This is a genomic window from Pseudomonas sp. 1L-B-1-E-C1 (genome assembly GCF_057291835.1).
Window position 1 is genome coordinate 21,487 of sequence record NZ_JBXAWN010000019.1, and the last position, 18,130, is coordinate 39,616.

General features: G+C 61.7%; 16 protein-coding genes. All 16 read left to right on the plus strand.

The genetic code is table 11. The features are described from left to right. Positions 1–238: 238 nt before the first annotated feature. Positions 239–694: a division/cell wall cluster transcriptional repressor MraZ gene (gene mraZ, locus AC0Z4S_RS25585; RefSeq protein WP_007917012.1), complete on the plus strand. Its 456-nt coding sequence runs from the start codon at positions 239–241 to the stop codon at positions 692–694. Continuing rightward, positions 691–1,638 carry a 16S rRNA (cytosine(1402)-N(4))-methyltransferase RsmH gene (gene rsmH, locus AC0Z4S_RS25590; protein WP_408005117.1) on the plus strand — a complete coding sequence of 316 codons (948 nt, stop codon included), beginning with the start codon at positions 691–693 and terminating at the stop codon, positions 1,636–1,638. The genes mraZ and rsmH overlap by 4 nt, the downstream gene beginning before the upstream one ends. Beyond that, positions 1,635–1,928, plus strand: coding sequence for a cell division protein FtsL (gene ftsL / locus AC0Z4S_RS25595; RefSeq protein ID WP_016773269.1), 294 nt, complete (start codon positions 1,635–1,637; stop codon positions 1,926–1,928). The genes rsmH and ftsL overlap by 4 nt, the downstream gene beginning before the upstream one ends. Next, positions 1,928–3,667: a peptidoglycan D,D-transpeptidase FtsI family protein gene (locus AC0Z4S_RS25600; RefSeq protein ID WP_174823877.1), complete on the plus strand. Its 1,740-nt coding sequence runs from the start codon at positions 1,928–1,930 to the stop codon at positions 3,665–3,667. The genes ftsL and AC0Z4S_RS25600 overlap by 1 nt, the downstream gene beginning before the upstream one ends. Then, positions 3,667–5,130 (plus strand): UDP-N-acetylmuramoyl-L-alanyl-D-glutamate--2,6-diaminopimelate ligase, encoded by a 1,464-nt coding sequence (locus tag AC0Z4S_RS25605; protein WP_485625013.1) that lies wholly within the window; start codon positions 3,667–3,669, stop codon positions 5,128–5,130. The genes AC0Z4S_RS25600 and AC0Z4S_RS25605 overlap by 1 nt, the downstream gene beginning before the upstream one ends. After that, complete coding sequence (locus AC0Z4S_RS25610; RefSeq protein ID WP_485625014.1) at positions 5,123–6,490, plus strand: UDP-N-acetylmuramoyl-tripeptide--D-alanyl-D-alanine ligase; 1,368 nt, start codon at positions 5,123–5,125, stop codon at positions 6,488–6,490. The genes AC0Z4S_RS25605 and AC0Z4S_RS25610 overlap by 8 nt, the downstream gene beginning before the upstream one ends. Further along, positions 6,490–7,572, plus strand: a complete 1,083-nt coding sequence (gene mraY, locus AC0Z4S_RS25615) for a phospho-N-acetylmuramoyl-pentapeptide-transferase (RefSeq protein WP_090286123.1) — start codon at positions 6,490–6,492, stop codon at positions 7,570–7,572. Before AC0Z4S_RS25610 ends, mraY begins: the two co-directional genes overlap by 1 nt. A 5-nt stretch (positions 7,573–7,577) precedes the next feature. Then, entirely contained in the window at positions 7,578–8,924 is a 1,347-nt protein-coding gene (gene murD / locus AC0Z4S_RS25620; RefSeq protein WP_485625015.1) for a UDP-N-acetylmuramoyl-L-alanine--D-glutamate ligase, read from the plus strand. Beyond that, positions 8,921–10,138: a putative lipid II flippase FtsW gene (gene ftsW / locus AC0Z4S_RS25625; protein ID WP_016773276.1), complete on the plus strand. Its 1,218-nt coding sequence runs from the start codon at positions 8,921–8,923 to the stop codon at positions 10,136–10,138. Before murD ends, ftsW begins: the two co-directional genes overlap by 4 nt. Continuing rightward, on the plus strand, positions 10,128–11,198 hold the full coding sequence (murG, locus tag AC0Z4S_RS25630; RefSeq protein WP_485625016.1) for an undecaprenyldiphospho-muramoylpentapeptide beta-N-acetylglucosaminyltransferase: 1,071 nt from the start codon (positions 10,128–10,130) through the stop codon (positions 11,196–11,198). Before ftsW ends, murG begins: the two co-directional genes overlap by 11 nt. After that, entirely contained in the window at positions 11,191–12,651 is a 1,461-nt protein-coding gene (gene murC, locus AC0Z4S_RS25635) for a UDP-N-acetylmuramate--L-alanine ligase (RefSeq protein WP_024014243.1), read from the plus strand. The genes murG and murC overlap by 8 nt, the downstream gene beginning before the upstream one ends. Then, positions 12,648–13,622, plus strand: a complete 975-nt coding sequence (locus AC0Z4S_RS25640; protein WP_016773280.1) for a D-alanine--D-alanine ligase — start codon at positions 12,648–12,650, stop codon at positions 13,620–13,622. The genes murC and AC0Z4S_RS25640 overlap by 4 nt, the downstream gene beginning before the upstream one ends. Before the next feature lie 4 nt (positions 13,623–13,626). Next, entirely contained in the window at positions 13,627–14,493 is an 867-nt protein-coding gene (locus tag AC0Z4S_RS25645; RefSeq protein WP_039761388.1) for a cell division protein FtsQ/DivIB, read from the plus strand. Positions 14,494–14,508: 15 nt separating this feature from the next. Further along, a complete protein-coding gene (gene ftsA, locus AC0Z4S_RS25650; protein WP_016773282.1) occupies positions 14,509–15,768 on the plus strand; it encodes a cell division protein FtsA in 1,260 nt (419 codons plus the stop codon). A gap of 67 nt (positions 15,769–15,835) precedes the next feature. Further along, positions 15,836–17,032: a cell division protein FtsZ gene (gene ftsZ / locus AC0Z4S_RS25655; protein WP_016773283.1), complete on the plus strand. Its 1,197-nt coding sequence runs from the start codon at positions 15,836–15,838 to the stop codon at positions 17,030–17,032. Between the two features lie 112 nt (positions 17,033–17,144). Continuing rightward, on the plus strand, positions 17,145–18,056 hold the full coding sequence (lpxC, locus tag AC0Z4S_RS25660; protein ID WP_007916984.1) for a UDP-3-O-acyl-N-acetylglucosamine deacetylase: 912 nt from the start codon (positions 17,145–17,147) through the stop codon (positions 18,054–18,056). Positions 18,057–18,130: the final 74 nt, after the last annotated feature.

Sequence of the window (18,130 nt, forward strand, 5' to 3'; positions counted from 1 at the left end):
ACTACTTTAACTTTCGAGCGCAGCTTTCAGTGCTGCATCAAGTTATCGGTCAAAACTTCACGTCAGATTCTCGTTAAGCCTCCTTTTACGTCGCTAAATCTCCGTTCTGTAAGGCTTTTCCTTTAATCCGCGCCTTGACGGTGTGGTGGGCGCATTCCTATAGTGTGCGCAAGTGGCGGAAAGTGGCATGAAGTGGGTTTTTTGAGCTCAAAACGATAAAAATTGGAGAAACGCTGACGTGTTTCGCGGAGCTAACGCTATCAGTCTCGATGCAAAGGGCCGTCTCGCCATGCCGAGCCGGTACCGTGACGAGCTCGATTCGCGCAGTTCCGGCCAATTGATCGTGACCATCGATGCCGTTGATCCATGTCTGTGTGTCTACCCGCTCGATGAGTGGGAAATTATTGAAACCAAGTTGCGCGCACTCCCTTCGCTTCGCGAAGAGAACCGTCGCCTGCAACGTTTATTGATTGGTAATGCCGTCGACCTTGAACTCGATGGCAGTGGTCGTTTCCTGGTTCCGCCGCGTCTGCGCGAGTACGCCAAGCTCGACAAGCGCGCGATGCTGGTCGGCCAACTGAACAAGTTCCAATTGTGGGACGAGGATGCATGGAACGCGGTGTCTGCCGCTGACCTTGCTGCTATTCAACAACCGGGCGCGATGCCTGATGAACTGCGTGATTTGATCCTGTGACTATTGATAGCGGCTTTAACCACATCACCGTACTGCTTGACGAAGCCGTCGAGGCTCTCGCCGTACGTCCTGATGGCTGCTATCTGGACGGCACGTTCGGGCGCGGCGGACACAGCCGGTTGATCCTCAGCCAGCTCGGGCCGGACGGTCGACTCATTGGGTTCGACAAGGATCCTCAAGCGATTGCCACCGGGCAAACGCTAGCGGCCGAAGACGGCCGCTTTGTCGTTGTGCAGCGCAGCTTTGCCGAGCTCGGCTCGGTGGTTGCCGAGCAAGGCCTGACCGGCAAGGTCAGCGGCATTCTGCTTGATCTCGGCGTGTCGTCGCCGCAGCTCGACGACGCCGAGCGCGGCTTCAGCTTCCTCAATGACGGGCCGCTGGACATGCGCATGGACCCGTCCCGTGGCATCAGCGCTGCCGAATTCGTCAACACCGCGCCGGTGGAAGAAATCGCCCGGGTGTTCAAGGAGTACGGTGAAGAACGTTTTTCCGGGCGCATGGCCCGTGCCGTCGCCGAACGTCGTGATATCAAGCCGTTCGAGCGCACTGCCGATCTGGCCGAAGTGCTGAAAGTCGCCAACCCGGCGTGGGAAAAGGGCAAGAACCCGGCCACCCGTGCGTTCCAGGGGCTGCGCATTCACGTCAACAATGAATTGGGCGATCTGGAGGCCGGTCTCGACGCCGCGCTGGAAGCGCTGGAAATCGGCGGCCGTCTGGTGGTGATCAGCTTCCACTCGCTGGAAGACCGCATCGTCAAACTGTTCATGCGCAAGCTGGTGAAAGGCGAAGCCGATAACCTGCCGCGCAACCTGCCGGTTCGCCACGTCGCCTTCGAACCGAAAATCAAAATCCACGGCAAAGCGCAGACGGCCTCCGACGCCGAACTCAAAGCCAACCCACGTTCCCGTAGCGCTGTCATGCGTGTCGCGGAGAAGTTGCGGTGAGCAAGCTTTTCGCCAAACCACTGCCCGGCGGCAGCTTTCTGATGCTGCTGCTGTTTATCGGCGTGCTGTTTTCGGCTATCGCCGTGTCCTACAGCGCGCATTGGAACCGGCAGTTGCTCAACACCCTTTACAACGAACTCAGCGTGCGCGACAAGGCGCAGGCCGAGTGGGGGCGCTTGATTCTCGAGCAGAGCACCTGGACCGCGCACAGCCGCATCGAAGTGCTGGCCACCGAACAATTGAAAATGCACATTCCTGGCGCGGCTGACGTGAAGATGGTGGCGCCATGATGAAACTCGAAGGCGCACTGTTCCCCTGGCGCTTCCGCCTGATGGTGGCGCTGCTCGGCCTGATGGTCGCGGCGATCTGCTGGCGAATCATCGACCTGCAAGTGGTCGACCGTGACTTCCTCAAAGGGCAGGGCGACGCGCGCAGCCTGCGCCACATTCCGATTCCGGCGCACCGTGGCCTGATCACCGACCGTAACGGCGAGCCTCTGGCCGTCAGTACGCCAGTGACCACGCTGTGGGCCAACGCCAAGGAAATGCAGTCGGCCAAAGAGAAGTGGCCGGCACTTGCCGCCGCGTTGGGCCAGAACCCGAAAGCGCTAAGCGAGCGCCTCGAAGCCCAGGCCAACAAAGAATTCATTTACCTGGTGCGCGGGCTGACCCCCGAGCAGGGCCAGGCTGTGCTCGATCTGAAAGTGCCGGGCGTCTATGGCATCGAAGAATTCCGTCGTTTCTATCCGGCCGGTGAAGTCACCGCGCACATGGTCGGCTTTACCGACATCGACGATCACGGCCGTGAAGGCGTCGAGCTGGCCTATGACGAATGGCTGGCCGGGGTGCCGGGCAAACGACAAGTCATCAAGGATCGCCGTGGCCGGTTGATCAAGGATGTTCAAGTCACCAAGAACGCCAAGGCCGGCAAGCCCTTGGCGTTGTCGATTGACCTGCGTCTGCAATACCTGGCCAACCGCGAGCTGCGCAACGCGATCATCGAGAACGGCGCCAAGGCCGGCAGTCTGGTGATCATGGATGTGAAGACCGGCGAGATCCTGGCCATGGTCAACCAGCCGACCTACAACCCGAACAACCGTCGCAACCTGCAACCGGCGATGATGCGCAACCGCGCCATGATCGACGTGTTCGAGCCGGGTTCGACCATGAAAGCCATTTCCATGAGCGCGGCGATCGAAACCGGCCGCTGGAAACCGAGCGACACCGTCGAGGTGTATCCGGGCTCGTTGCAGATCGGCAAATACACCATCAAAGACGTGTCGAAGACCGAAGGGCCGGTGCTCGATCTGACCGGCATCCTGATCAATTCCAGTAACGTCGGCATGAGTAAAGTCGCCTTCGATATCGGCGGCGAAACCATTTTTCGTCTCGCGCAGAAAGTCGGCCTCGGTCAGGACACCGGCCTAGGCTTCCCCGGCGAACGTGTCGGCAATCTGCCCAACTACCGCGAATGGCGCAAGGCTGAAACTGCAACCTTGTCTTACGGCTACGGCATTTCCGTGACCGCGATCCAGTTGGTGCATGCGTTCTCGGCACTGGCCAACAACGGCCGCCTCGCGCCGCTGACCCTGATCAAAACCGACAAGATGCCGCAGACCACCCAAGTGCTGCCGGAAGCCGTGGCGAAAACCATGCAGGGCATGTTGCAGCAAGTGATCGAAGCGCCGCGCGGAGTGTTCCGTGCGCAGGTGCCGGCTTATCACGTCGGCGGCAAGTCGGGTACCGCGCGCAAGACCTCGGTCGGCACCAAGGGCTACGCGGAAAATTCCTACCGTTCGCTGTTCGCCGGCTTCGGCCCGATGAGCGATCCGCGTTACGCCATCGTTGTGGTGATTGATGAGCCAACCAAGGCCGGTTACTTCGGTGGCCTGGTGTCGGCGCCGGTGTTCAGCCGTGTGATGTCCGGCACCCTGCGCCTGATGAACGTGACCCCGGACAACCTGCCGACCACCCAACAGGCCAATGCCACCCCGGTCGTTCCGCTGAAAGCCAATGGAGGGCGCGGCTGATGTCATTAAGTCTGAACAAGATATTCCCCCACGCCGGCCACGATCTGTTGATCCGTGAACTGGCGCTGGACAGCCGCAACGTGCGCGCCGGCGATCTGTTTCTTGCTGTACCGGGTGGCCGCTTCGATGGCCGTGCGCACATCGCCGATGCCTTGCAACGCGGCGCGGCTGCCGTGGCTTATGAAGTCGAAGGCGCCACCGTGCTGCCGATCACTGACGTGCCGCTGATTCCGGTCAAAGGTCTGGCGGCGCAGCTGTCGGACATCGCCGGGCGTTTTTACGGTGAGCCGAGTCATCACCTGAACCTGATCGGCGTCACCGGCACCAATGGCAAGACCAGCGTGACCCAACTGGTCGCGCAGGCGCTGGATCTGCTCGGCCAGCATTGCGGCATTGTCGGTACGCTGGGTTCCGGCTTCTATGGCGCGCTGGAAAGCGGCCTGCACACCACGCCGAACCCGATTGCCGTGCAAGCGACCCTGGGTGACCTGAAAAAGGCCGGCGCGAAAGCCGTGGCCATGGAAGTCTCGTCCCACGGTCTGGATCAGGGCCGGGTCACTGCGCTGGCGTTTGACGTGGCGGTGATGACCAACCTGTCCCGCGATCATCTGGATTATCACGGCACCATGCAGGCGTACGCCGAGGCCAAGGCCCGGCTGTTCGCCTGGAATGACCTGAATTGCCGCGTGGTCAACCTCGACGACGATTTCGGGCGGCAACTGGCGGCGGAAAAGCGCGAGTCGCGTTTGATCACCTACAGCCTGCTCGACAGCAGTGCCTACCTGTTCTGCCGCGAAGCGCAGTTCGACGATCATGGCGTGCGCGCCACGCTGGTCACGCCACAGGGCGAGCACCACCTGCGCAGCACATTGCTCGGGCGTTTCAACCTGAGCAATGTGCTGGCCGCAGTCGGCGCCTTGCTTGGCCTGGATTACGCCCTCGACGAAATTCTCAAAGTGCTGCCAAAGCTCGAAGGCCCGGCCGGGCGCATGCAGCGTCTGGGTGGCGGCACGCAGCCGCTGGTGGTGGTCGATTACGCCCACACGCCCGATGCGCTGGAAAAGGTTCTCACTGCGCTGCGCCCTCACGTCAAAGGCCAACTCCTGTGCCTGTTCGGCTGCGGCGGGGATCGCGATCGTGGCAAACGCCCGTTGATGGCCGAAGTGGTCGAGCGTCTGGCTGACCAAGTGCTGGTCACCGACGACAACCCGCGCACCGAAGATCCTGCGGTGATTTTCGACGACATCCGTGCCGGTTTTACCGCTGTGGATAAAGTCACCTTCGTCGCCGGTCGCGGTCAGGCCATTGCGCAATTGATTGCCGGCGCAACCGCTGACGACGTGATTGTGCTGGCCGGCAAAGGTCACGAGGACTATCAGGAAATCAACGGCGTGCGCCATGCGTTTTCCGATCTGGTCGAGGCCGATCATGCCCTGACCGCGTGGGAGGTGGCCCATGCTTAAGGCCCTGACACTCAGCGCACTGACCAACGCACTCGAGGCCCGTTTGATCGGCGCTGACGCGAGTTTCGACGGCGTCAGTATCGACAGCCGTGCGATCCAGCCTGGTCAGTTGTTCATCGCCCTGACCGGCCCGCGTTTCGACGGTCATGACTACCTGAACGACGTCGCCGGCAAAGGCGCCGTGGCGGCACTGGTCGAGCGCGAAGTCGCCGACAGCGCGTTGCCGCAACTGCTGGTCAAGGACACCCGTCAGGCCCTCGGCCAACTCGGCGCCTTGAACCGTGCTGCGTTCACTCAGCCCGTGGCAGCGGTGACCGGTTCCAGCGGCAAGACCACGGTCAAGGAAATGCTCGCGAGCATCCTGCGTACCCGCGGTCCGGTGCTGGCGACCCGTGGCAACCTGAACAACGACCTCGGCGTCCCGCTGACCCTGATCGAGCTGGCGCCGGAACACACCTCCGCCGTGATCGAACTGGGCGCTTCGCGTCTCGGTGAAATCGCCTACACCGTCGGCCTGACCAGGCCGCACGTAGCGATCCTGAACAACGCCGGCACCGCTCACGTCGGTGAGTTCGGCGGTCCGGAAAAAATCGTCGAAGCCAAAGGCGAAATCATCGAGGGTCTGGCCGCCGATGGCATCGCCGTGCTCAACCTCGATGACAAGGCCTTCGGTATCTGGAAGACCCGCGCTGCCGGTCGTCAGGTGTTGACCTTCGCCCTGAGCAACAGCGAGGCGAATTTCCACGCCAGCGATCTGGCCACCGATGCCCGCGGTTGCCCGGCGTTCAATCTGCACACCCCAGAAGGTAGCGAGCGCGTGCAACTGAACCTGCTCGGTACCCATAACGTCGCCAATGCCCTGGCTGCCGCCGCTGCTGCCCACGCCTTGGGCGTTTCGCTGTTCGGCATCGCCACCGGCCTCGGCGCGGTGCAACCGGTCAAGGGGCGCACCGTCGCGCAACTGGCGAAAAACGGCATGCGCGTGATCGATGACACCTACAACGCAAACCCCACCTCGATGTGTGCGGCCGTTGATATACTCGCCGGCTTTTCCGGCCGCACCGTCCTGGTGCTCGGCGATATCGGCGAGTTGGGCGACTGGGCGGAGCAGGGGCACCGCGACGTGGGCGAGTACGCCCGAGGCAAGGTTTCCGCGCTTTACGCGGTCGGGCCGAACATGGTCCACGCCGTAAACGCTTTCGGTGAGCAGGCGCAGCACTTCGGCACCCAGGCCGAGCTGATCCAGGCCCTCGCCGCCGAGCAGGACACAAACACCACCATTTTGATCAAGGGTTCGCGCAGCGCAGCGATGGAAAACATCGTTGCGGCTCTGTGCGGGTCCAGTCTGGAGAAACATTAATGCTGCTGCTGCTAGCGGAGTATCTGCAACAGTTCTACAAAGGCTTCGCGGTCTTCCAGTACCTGACCCTGCGCGGGATTCTCGGTGTGCTGACCGCGCTGGTCTTGTCGCTGTGCTATGGCCCGTGGATGATCCGTACTCTGCAGAACCGTCAGATCGGCCAATCGGTACGTAACGACGGCCCGCAATCGCACCTGTCCAAATCCGGCACGCCGACCATGGGTGGCGCGCTGATTCTGTCTTCGATCGGCGTCAGCACTCTGCTCTGGGCTGACCTGAGCAACCGCTACGTCTGGGTAGTGCTGCTGGTGACCCTGCTGTTCGGCGCCATCGGCTGGGTCGACGATTACCGCAAAGTCATCGAGAAAAACTCCCGTGGCCTGCCGAGCCGCTGGAAGTATTTCTGGCAGTCTGTGTTCGGCCTCGGTGCGGCGATCTTCCTTTATATGACCGCGTCCACTCCGGTGGAAACCACGCTGATCCTGCCGATGCTCAAGGACTACAGCATTCCGCTGGGCGCCGGGTTCATCGTGCTGACCTATTTTGTGATCGTCGGTTCGAGCAACGCGGTCAACCTGACTGACGGCCTCGACGGCCTGGCGATCATGCCGACGGTGATGGTCGGCGGCGGTCTGGGGATTTTCTGCTACCTGTCGGGTAACGTGAAATTCGCCGAATATCTGCTGATCCCTTACGTTCCGGGTGCGGGCGAGCTGATCGTGTTCTGCGGCGCGCTGATCGGTGCCGGCCTCGGTTTCCTCTGGTTCAACACCTATCCGGCGCAAGTGTTCATGGGCGACGTGGGTGCCCTGGCACTCGGCGCGGCACTGGGCACCATCGCGGTGATCGTCCGTCAGGAAATCGTCCTGTTCATCATGGGCGGCGTGTTCGTGATGGAAACCCTGTCAGTGGTCATTCAGGTTGCCTCCTTTAAGCTGACCGGTCGCCGTGTGTTCCGCATGGCGCCGATTCACCACCACTTTGAACTCAAGGGCTGGCCCGAGCCGCGCGTGATCGTCCGTTTCTGGATCATCACCGTGATTCTCGTCCTGGTCGGCCTTGCCACCCTGAAGCTGAGGTAGAACGAGTGTCTCTGATCGCTTCTGACCACTTCCGCATCGTTGTCGGCCTCGGCAAGAGCGGCATGTCCCTGGTTCGCTTCCTGGCGAACCGGGGCACGTCGTTTGCTGTGGCCGACACGCGGGAAAATCCACCGGAACTGGCCACGCTCAAGCGTGACTATCCGCACGTGGAAGTGCGTTGTGGCGAGCTGGACGTCGAATTCCTCTGCCGTGCCGACGAGCTCTACGTGAGCCCCGGCCTGGCGCTGGCGACCCCGGCCCTGCAAGCCGCCGCTGCCCGTGGCGTGAAAATGTCCGGCGACATCGAACTGTTCGCGCGTAATGCGCGGGCGCCGATCGTCGCGATCACCGGTTCCAACGCGAAAAGTACCGTGACCACGCTGGTCGGCGAGATGGCAGCTGCGGCCGGCAAGCGCGTCGCTGTCGGCGGCAACCTCGGCACCCCGGCGCTGGATCTGCTCAGCGATGATGTCGAGTTGTACGTCATGGAGTTGTCGAGTTTCCAACTGGAAACCACCGACCAGCTCAACGCCGAAGTCGCCACCGTGCTGAACATCAGCGAAGACCACATGGATCGCTACAGCGGTCTGCCGGCCTATCACCTGGCCAAGCACCGGATCTTCCGGGGCGCGAAGCAGTTTGTGGTCAACCGTCAGGATGCCCTGAGCCGTCCATTGATCGGCGAAGGCCAGCCATGCTGGACCTTTGGCCTGAGCAAACCGGATTTCAAGGCGTTCGGCATTCGCGAAGAAGACGGCGAGAAGTACCTCGCCTTCGAATTCCAGAACCTGATGCCGGTGCGTGAACTGAAGATTCGCGGCGCGCACAACCAGTCCAACGCTCTCGCCGCATTGGCACTGGGTCACGCCGTGGGCCTGCCGTTCGACGCCATGCTCTCGGCATTGCGCACGTTTGCCGGCCTCGCGCATCGCTGCCAGTGGGTGCGCGATCTCGATAGCGTGGCCTATTACAACGATTCCAAAGCCACCAACGTTGGCGCCGCTCTGGCCGCCATCGAAGGTTTGGGCGCAGACATCGACGGCAAGGTCATTCTGATCGCCGGCGGTGACGGCAAAGGCGCCGAATTCAACGATCTGCGCGATCCGGTGGCGGCCAACTGCCGCGCTGTGGTGCTGATGGGCCGCGACTCCGACAAGATCGGCGCAGCCATCGGTGATGCCGTGCCGCTGATCCGTGCGTCCTCGCTGGTCGACGCCGTCGCGCAATGCCGCGCCGCTGCCCAACCGGGTGACGTGGTGCTGCTGTCGCCGGCCTGCGCCAGTTTCGACATGTTCAAGAATTACGAAGACCGTGGTCACCAGTTCGTCCGCGCTGTGGAGGAACTGGCATGAACCTGAGAAACATCATCAAGCCGTACCCGTCGCCGCTGATCACCGGGCGTGGCATCGACCTCGATTTCCCGATGCTCGCCGGTTGCCTGGCGCTGCTGGGTCTGGGGCTGATCATGATCGCTTCGGCGTCCACCGAAGTGGCGGCGGCGCAGTCGGGCAGTCCGCTGTATTACATGATTCGCCACCTTATCTATGTGGTGCTGGGTCTGGGCGCGTGCATTGTCACCATGATGATCCCGATCGCCACTTGGCAGCGCCTCGGCTGGATGATGCTGATCGGTGCGTTCGGCCTGCTGGTGATGGTGATCATTCCCGGCATCGGTCGCGAAGTGAACGGTTCGATGCGCTGGATCGGTTTCAGCTTCTTCAACGTGCAGCCGTCGGAAATCGCCAAGGTGTTCGTGGTGATCTACCTCGCCGGTTATCTGGTGCGCCGGCAGAAAGAAGTACGCGAGAGCTGGATGGGCTTCTTCAAGCCGTTCATCGTTCTGCTGCCAATGGCCGGTCTGTTGCTGATGGAGCCTGACTTCGGTGCCACCGTAGTCATGATGGGCGCGGCGGCGGCGATGCTGTTTCTTGGCGGGGTCGGGCTGTTCCGCTTCTCGCTGATGGTGGTGCTGGCGGTTGGCGCGGTGGTTTTGCTGATCCAGATGCAGCCCTATCGAATGGCGCGTCTGACCAACTTCGCCGACCCGTGGGCCGACCAGTTCGGCGCCGGTTATCAGTTGTCGCAGGCCTTGATCGCTTTCGGTCGCGGCGAGTGGCTGGGCGTCGGCCTGGGCAACAGCGTGCAGAAGCAGTTTTATCTGCCGGAAGCGCATACCGACTTCGTGTTCTCGGTACTCGCCGAAGAGCTCGGTGCGGTCGGTTCGCTGTGCACCGTCGCGCTGTTCGTGTTCGTGTGTATTCGCGGCATGTACATCGGCCTGTGGGCGGAGAAGGCCAAGCAGTTCTTCGCCGCTTACGTGGCTTACGGCTTGTCGTTCCTGTGGATTGGTCAGTTCCTGATCAACATCGGTGTGAACGTCGGCCTGCTGCCAACCAAGGGTCTGACCTTGCCGTTCCTCAGTTACGGCGGCAGCTCGCTGGTGATCTGCTGCGCCTGTCTGGGCCTGTTGCTGCGCATCGAGTGGGAGAGTCGAACCCACCTGGGCAGCGAAGAGATGGAATTCCAGGAGAGCGACTTCGCCGAGGAGCCGACTCATGGGCGCTAACGTATTGATCATGGCCGGCGGTACCGGCGGCCACGTGTTTCCGGCGCTGGCCTGTGCCCGCGAGTTTCAGGCGCGCGGCTACACCGTGCACTGGCTCGGCACGCCACGCGGGATCGAAAACGAACTGGTTCCGGCGGCAGGGCTTGAACTGCACCGGATCGACGCCAGCGGTCTGCGCGGCAAGGGCAAGCTGTCGCTGCTCAAGGCGCCGCTGATGTTGCTGAAATCGGTGTGGCAGGCGCGGGCGATCATGCGCCGCCTGAAGCCGGTGTGCGTGGTTGGCTTTGGCGGATATGTGACCGGCCCTGGTGGTCTCGCCGCGAAACTGGCTGGCGTGCCGGTGATCGTTCACGAGCAGAACGCTGTCGCCGGCACCGCCAATCGGTTGCTGGTGCCGTTCGCCGCCCGAGTGTGTGAAGCGTTCCCCGACACCTTTACTCTGTCGGACAGCCGCCGTACCACCGGTAATCCGGTGCGCAGCGAGCTGTTCCTCGACACATCGCGACCGGCGCTGGCCGGGCGCAAAGCGCGTTTGCTGATCCTTGGCGGCAGCCTGGGCGCAGAACCGTTGAACAAATTGCTGCCTGAAGCCCTGGCCCAAGTCGCTCCCGACCTGCGCCCGGAAGTGTTTCATCAGGCCGGCAAAAATCACGATGAAGTGACTGCCGAGCGTTACCGCGCCGTGGGCGTGGAGGCGCAGGTGCAGCCGTTCATCAAAGACATGGCCCAGGCCTATGGCTGGGCTGACCTGGTGGTGTGCCGCGCTGGCGCGTTGACCATCAGTGAGCTGGCGGCCGCCGGTCTGCCCTCGATGCTGGTGCCTTTGCCCCACGCGATCGACGATCACCAGACCCGCAACGCCGATTATTTGGCCCGCGAAGGCGCTGCCTTCCTGATGCCGCAAAGAACGACTGGTGCCGCGGATCTTGCCGCGCGCCTGACAGAGGTCTTGATGCAACCGCAACGACTCGAAGCAATGGCCCAAGCGGCCCGCCGACTGGCCAAACCCGATGCCACCCGTAGCGTGGTCGATACCTGTCTGGAGGTGGCCCATGGTTGAGAATCAGAAAGCCATGCCACAACCGGAAATGCGCCGCATCCGGCGCATCCACTTCGTCGGCATCGGCGGCGTGGGCATGTGCGGTATCGCTGAAGTGTTGTTGAACCTGGGGTATCAAGTCTCCGGTTCCGACCTGAAAGCGTCGCCGGTCACCGAGCGCCTGGAAACCTTCGGCGCGCAGATCTTCATCGGTCACCGTGCCGAGAACGCCGCTACCGCTGACGTGCTGGTGGTGTCGAGCGCAGTGAACACGTCCAACCCGGAAGTGGCGACTGCGCTTGAGCGCCGCATTCCCGTGGTGCCGCGTGCAGAAATGCTCGCCGAGCTGATGCGCTATCGCCACGGCATCGCCGTCGCCGGTACCCATGGCAAAACCACCACCACCAGCCTGATCGCTTCGGTGTTCGCGGCCGGTGGTCTGGACCCGACGTTCGTCATCGGTGGTCGCCTGAATGCAGCGGGCACCAATGCCCAGCTCGGCACCAGCCGTTATCTGATCGCCGAAGCCGACGAAAGCGATGCGAGCTTCCTGCATCTGCAGCCGCTGGTGGCCGTGGTCACCAACATCGACGCCGACCACATGGCGACCTACGACGGTGACTTCAACAAACTGAAGAAAACCTTCGTCGAATTCCTGCACAACCTGCCGTTCTACGGTTTGGCGGTGATGTGCCTGGACGATCCGGTGGTGCGCGAAATCCTGCCGCTGGTGAAACGTCCGACCGTGACCTACGGCTTCAGCGAAGACGCCGACGTACGCGCAATCAATGTCCGTCAGCAGGGCATGCAGACCTTCTTCACCGTGCTGCGCCCGGATCGCGAGCCGCTGGACGTGTCGGTGAACATGCCCGGCAACCACAACGTGCTCAACTCGCTGGCGACCATCTGCATCGCCACCGACGAAGGCGTCAGCGATGAAGCCATCGTTCAGGGCCTGTCGGGCTTCCAGGGCGTTGGCCGACGCTTCCAGGTCTACGGCGAACTGCCGGTGGACGGCGGCAACGTGATGCTGGTCGACGACTACGGGCACCACCCGACCGAAGTCGCTGCCGTGATCAAAGCCGTGCGCGGTGGCTGGCCGGAGCGTCGTCTGGTGATGGTCTACCAGCCGCATCGCTACAGCCGCACCCGTGATCTGTACGACGACTTCGTCAATGTACTGGCCGACGCCAACGTGCTGCTGCTGATGGAAGTCTATCCGGCCGGCGAAGAGCCGATCCCGGGCGCCGACAGCCGCAAGCTGTGCAACAGCATCCGCCAGCGCGGTCAGCTCGACCCGATCTACATCGAGCGGGGCGTTGACCTGGCGCCGCTGGTCAAGCCGCTGCTGCGCGCCGGCGACATTCTGCTGTGCCAGGGCGCTGGTGATATCGGCGGTCTCGCGCCGAAGCTGTTGAAAAGTGAATTGTTCGCCGGCGCCGTGGCGGCGCCGGTCGAGGGGAAGTTGAAATGACTGCTGCCTACGCCAAGCTGTTCTCCACCATCGCGCCGAAAGACTTCGGCCGCGTCGCCGTGCTCTTCGGCGGCCTGAGTGCCGAGCGTGAGGTTTCGCTGAAATCCGGCAACGCCGTGCTCGAGGCGCTGCAAAGCGCTGGCGTCGACGCGTTCGGCATCGATGTGGGCGAAGACTTCCTGCAGCGTCTGCTCAGCGAAAAGATCGACCGCGCGTTCATCATTCTCCACGGTCGCGGCGGTGAAGACGGCAGCATGCAGGGCCTGCTCGAGTGCGCCGGCATCCCTTACACCGGCAGCGGCATCCTCGCCTCGGCACTGGCGATGGACAAGCTGCGCACCAAGCAGGTCTGGCACAGTCTCGGGATTCCGACGCCGCGTCACGCCGTACTGTGCAGCGAAGCCGATTGTATTTCCGCAGCGACGGAACTGGGCCTGCCTTTGATCGTCAAACCGGCGCATGAAGGTTCAAGTATCGGGATGGCCAAAGTGAATTCTGCGTCCGAGTTGATCGACGCATGGAAAGCGGCCAGTACCTACGATTCGCAAGTGTTGGTCGAGCAATGGATTCAAGGTCCGGAGTTCACCATCGCCACCCTGCGTGACCAGGTGTTGCCTCCTATCGCCCTGGGTACACCGCACACGTTCTACGACTACGACGCCAAGTACATCGCCAACGATACCCAGTACCGCATTCCGTGCGGGCTCGACGCGGCCAAGGAACAGGAACTCATGGAACTCACGGCCAAGGCCTGTGAGGCGCTGGGTATCGCCGGTTGGGGCCGGGCGGACGTGATGCAGGACGCCGACGGGCAGTTCTGGTTCCTCGAAGTCAATACCGCACCGGGCATGACCGATCACAGCCTGGTGCCGATGGCGGCGCGGGCTGCCGGTCTGGATTTCCAGCAACTGGTTCTGGCCATTCTGGCCGCCAGCGTTGAAGACGCAGGCGCAACAGAGGCGCGAGGTTAAGACCATGCAAGGCGCTCATCTCAGACATCAGCCACCCGCACCCGGCCGCAAGCCGGTGCCGCGGGGTGCCAGCCGAATGGTGGCGAAAGAGCCGATGTCCGCGCGCCTGCCGAAAGCCAATTTCAGCTTTCTGAAAAGCCTGTTCTGGCCAGTGCTGCTGGTGGCGCTGGGCTTTGGCACCTACGAAGGCGCGCAGCGTTTGCTGCCGTATGCCGACCGGCCGATCAGCAAGATCGCAGTGCAGGGCGACTTGAGTTACATCAGCCAGCAGGCAGTGCAGCAGCGGATCGCACCGTTCGTGGCGTCGAGCTTCTTCACCATCGACCTCGCCGGTATGCGTACCGAGCTTGAGCAGATGCCGTGGATCGCCCACGCCGAAGTGCGCCGGGTATGGCCGGATCAGGTAGTGATCCGCCTCGAAGAGCAATTGCCGGTGGCGCGCTGGGGCGACGAATCGCTGCTCAACAACCAGGGCCAGGCGTTCACGCCCAAGGAACTGGCGAACTACGAACACCTGCCGCAGCTGTTCGGCCCACAACGGGCTCAGCAGCAGGTGATGCAGCAGTATCAGGTGCTGAGCCAGATGTTGCGCCCGCTGGGTTTTTCGATTGCACGCCTGGAATTGCGTGAACGCGGCAGCTGGTTCCTGACCACCGGTGCCGGCAGTTCCGGCCCCGGCATCGAGTTGCTGCTGGGACGCGGCAACCTGGTGGAAAAGATGCGCCGCTTCATCGCCATCTATGACAAGACGCTGAAAGAGCAGATTACGAACATTGCGCGCATCGATCTGCGCTACGCCAACGGCCTCGCTGTTGGCTGGCGGGAACCCGTAGCGCCGACGACAGCCCAACCCGCTGTCGCAAAGAATTAAGAAGAGGCAGGACCCATGGCAAACGTGCAAAGCGGCAAAATGATCGTCGGTCTGGATATCGGCACCTCCAAAGTGGTGGCGCTGGTAGGCGAGGTCGCGGACGACGGCCAGCTGGAAATCGTCGGGATCGGCACGCATCCGTCCCGCGGCCTGAAGAAGGGCGTGGTGGTCAACATCGAATCCACCGTGCAATCGATCCAGCGCGCGATCGAAGAAGCCCAGCTGATGGCCGGCTGCCGCATTCACTCGGCGTTCGTCGGCGTTGCGGGCAATCACATCCGCAGCCTGAACTCCCACGGCATCGTCGCGATCCGTGATCGCGAAGTCAGCTCGGCCGACCTTGAGCGTGTGCTCGACGCCGCTCAGGCTGTGGCGATCCCGGCTGACCAGCGCGTGCTGCACACCCTGCCGCAGGATTACGTGATCGATAACCAGGAAGGCGTGCGCGAGCCACTGGGCATGTCCGGCGTGCGTCTGGAAGCCAAGGTTCACGTGGTCACCTGTGCCGTCAACGCCGCACAGAACATTGAAAAATGCGTGCGTCGCTGCGGTCTGGAAATCGACGACATCATCCTCGAGCAACTGGCCTCGGCCTACTCGGTGCTCACCGACGACGAGAAAGAACTGGGCGTGTGCCTGGTCGACATCGGCGGCGGCACTACCGACATCGCGATCTTCACCGAAGGCGCGATCCGTCACACCGCCGTGATCCCGATTGCCGGTGATCAGGTGACCAACGACATCGCCATGGCGTTGCGCACCCCGACCCAATACGCCGAAGAGATCAAGATCCGCTACGCCTGCGCCCTGGCGAAACTGGCCGGGGCCGGCGAAACCATCAAGGTGCCAAGCGTCGGCGACCGTCCACCGCGCGAACTGTCGCGTCAGGCCCTGGCCGAAGTGGTCGAGCCGCGCTACGACGAACTGTTCACCCTGATCCAGGCCGAGCTGCGTCGCAGCGGCTACGAAGACCTGATCCCGGCGGGCATCGTGCTCACCGGCGGTACTTCGAAGATGGAAGGCGCAACCGAACTGGCCGAAGAAATCTTCCACATGCCGGTACGCCTCGGTGTGCCGCATGGCGTGAAAGGTCTGGATGACGTGGTACGCAACCCGATTTATTCCACTGGCGTCGGTTTGTTGATGTACGGCCTGCAGAAGCAGTCCGACGGAGTTTCGTTCTCCGGCATTGGCAGCCGCGACAGCTACAGCAGCGAAGAGCCTCAGGCGCCGCTGCTGGACCGACTGAAAAAGTGGGTCCAGGGCAATTTTTAAAGCTTTACCGCAACACCGCTACAAACAGCAGTAGGCGAAAAAACTAGAGAATGTAAGGAGAGGGAAAATGTTCGAACTCGTAGACAACATCCCCGCAAGCCCGGTAATCAAAGTTATCGGTGTCGGCGGTGGCGGCGGCAACGCTGTCAATCACATGGTCAAGAGCAACATCGAAGGCGTTGAGTTCATCTGCGCCAACACCGATGCTCAAGCGCTGAAAAACATCGGCGCGCGGACCATCCTGCAACTGGGCACTGGCGTGACCAAAGGCCTGGGTGCCGGCGCCAATCCTGAAGTCGGCCGTCAAGCCGCTCTGGAAGACCGCGAGCGCATCGCTGAAGTGCTGGCCGGCACCAACATGGTGTTCATCACCACCGGCATGGGCGGCGGTACCGGTACCGGTGCAGCGCCGATCATCGCCGAAGTGGCCAAGGAAATGGGCATCCTGACCGTTGCGGTCGTGACCCGTCCGTTCCCGTTCGAAGGCCGCAAGCGTATGCAGATCGCCGACGAAGGCATCCGCATGCTTTCGGAAAGCGTCGATTCGCTGATCACCATCCCGAACGAAAAACTGCTGACCATCCTCGGCAAAGACGCAAGCCTCTTGTCGGCTTTCGCCAAGGCTGACGATGTTCTGGCCGGTGCCGTTCGCGGTATCTCCGACATCATCAAGCGTCCGGGCATGATCAACGTCGACTTCGCCGACGTGCGCACCGTGATGAGCGAAATGGGCATGGCGATGATGGGCACTGGCTGCGCCAGCGGTCCGAACCGTGCACGTGAAGCCACTGAAGCTGCGATCCGCAACCCGCTGCTGGAAGACGTCAACCTGCAAGGCGCGCGCGGCATCCTGGTGAACATCACCGCCGGTCCTGACCTGTCCCTGGGTGAGTACTCCGACGTCGGTTCGATCATCGAAGCCTTCGCTTCCGAGCACGCGATGGTCAAGGTCGGTACCGTTATCGATCCGGACATGCGCGACGAGCTGCACGTGACTGTGGTTGCCACCGGTCTGGGCGCGAAAATCGAGAAGCCTGTGAAGGTCATCGACAACACCGTTCACACCTCGATGGCTTCGGCGCAGGTGCAACAACCGGCTCCGGCCCGTCAGGAGCAGCCTGCGGTGAACTACCGTGATCTGGACCGTCCGACCGTCATGCGCAACCAGGCTCAGGCCGGTGCTGCGGCTGCCGCGAAGATGAATCCGCAGGATGACCTGGACTACCTGGACATTCCGGCATTCCTGCGTCGTCAGGCCGATTGATGGAATGTATCAGGGCTATGAAGGTGATTGGTGTTCAGCAAAGGCATGGTCTGCTATCATCGCCAGCCTTTGTTGATACCAGTTCGCAATTTGCGCTGAAGCGGCCCAAGCCATGATTAAACAACGCACACTGAAAAATATTATCCGTGCCACAGGTGTAGGCCTGCACTCCGGTGAGAAGGTCTATCTGACCCTCAAGCCTGCGCCTGTCGACACTGGCATTGTGTTTTGTCGCGCTGACCTCGACCCTGTGGTGCAGATTCCTGCCCGCGCGGAAAACGTCGGTGAAACCACTATGTCGACGACGCTGATCAATGGCGACGTCAAAGTGGACACGGTAGAGCACTTGCTCTCGGCCATGGCTGGCCTGGGCATCGATAACGCCTACGTCGAGCTCTCCGCGTCCGAAGTCCCGATCATGGATGGCAGCGCTGGACCCTTCGTATTCCTGATTCAATCGGCAGGCCTGGAAGAACAGGACGCCGCCAAGAAATTCATCCGCATCCTGCGTGAAGTGACAGTGGAAGACGGCGACAAGCGCGCCACTTTCGTCCCTTTCGAAGGTTTCAAGGTGAGCTTCGAGATCGATTTCGATCACCCGGTATTCCGGGACCGCACCCAGAGTGCAAGCGTGGATTTTTCCAGCACTTCGTTCGTTAAAGAAGTCAGCCGCGCCCGTACCTTTGGCTTCATGAGTGATATCGAGTACCTGCGCAAGCACAACCTCGCACTCGGCGGCAGCGTTGAAAACGCGATCGTGGTCGACGCTGATGGCGTGTTGAACGAAGACGGTCTTCGTTATGAAGACGAATTCGTCAAACACAAGATCCTCGATGCGATTGGCGACCTGTACCTGCTGGGCAACAGCCTGATTGGTGAGTTCAAAGGCTTCAAGTCCGGTCATGCACTGAACAACCAGCTGCTGCGCAAATTGATTGAGCAGACAGATGCGTGGGAAGTGGTGACGTTCGAAGACGCCAGCACCGCACCGATCTCTTACATGCGCCCTGTCGCGGCGGTGTAAGTAAAAAACCTCTCTAGTTTTTTGAAGGCCATCCTCGGATGGCCTTTTTTTATGCCTTTTATAAGATCAAAAGA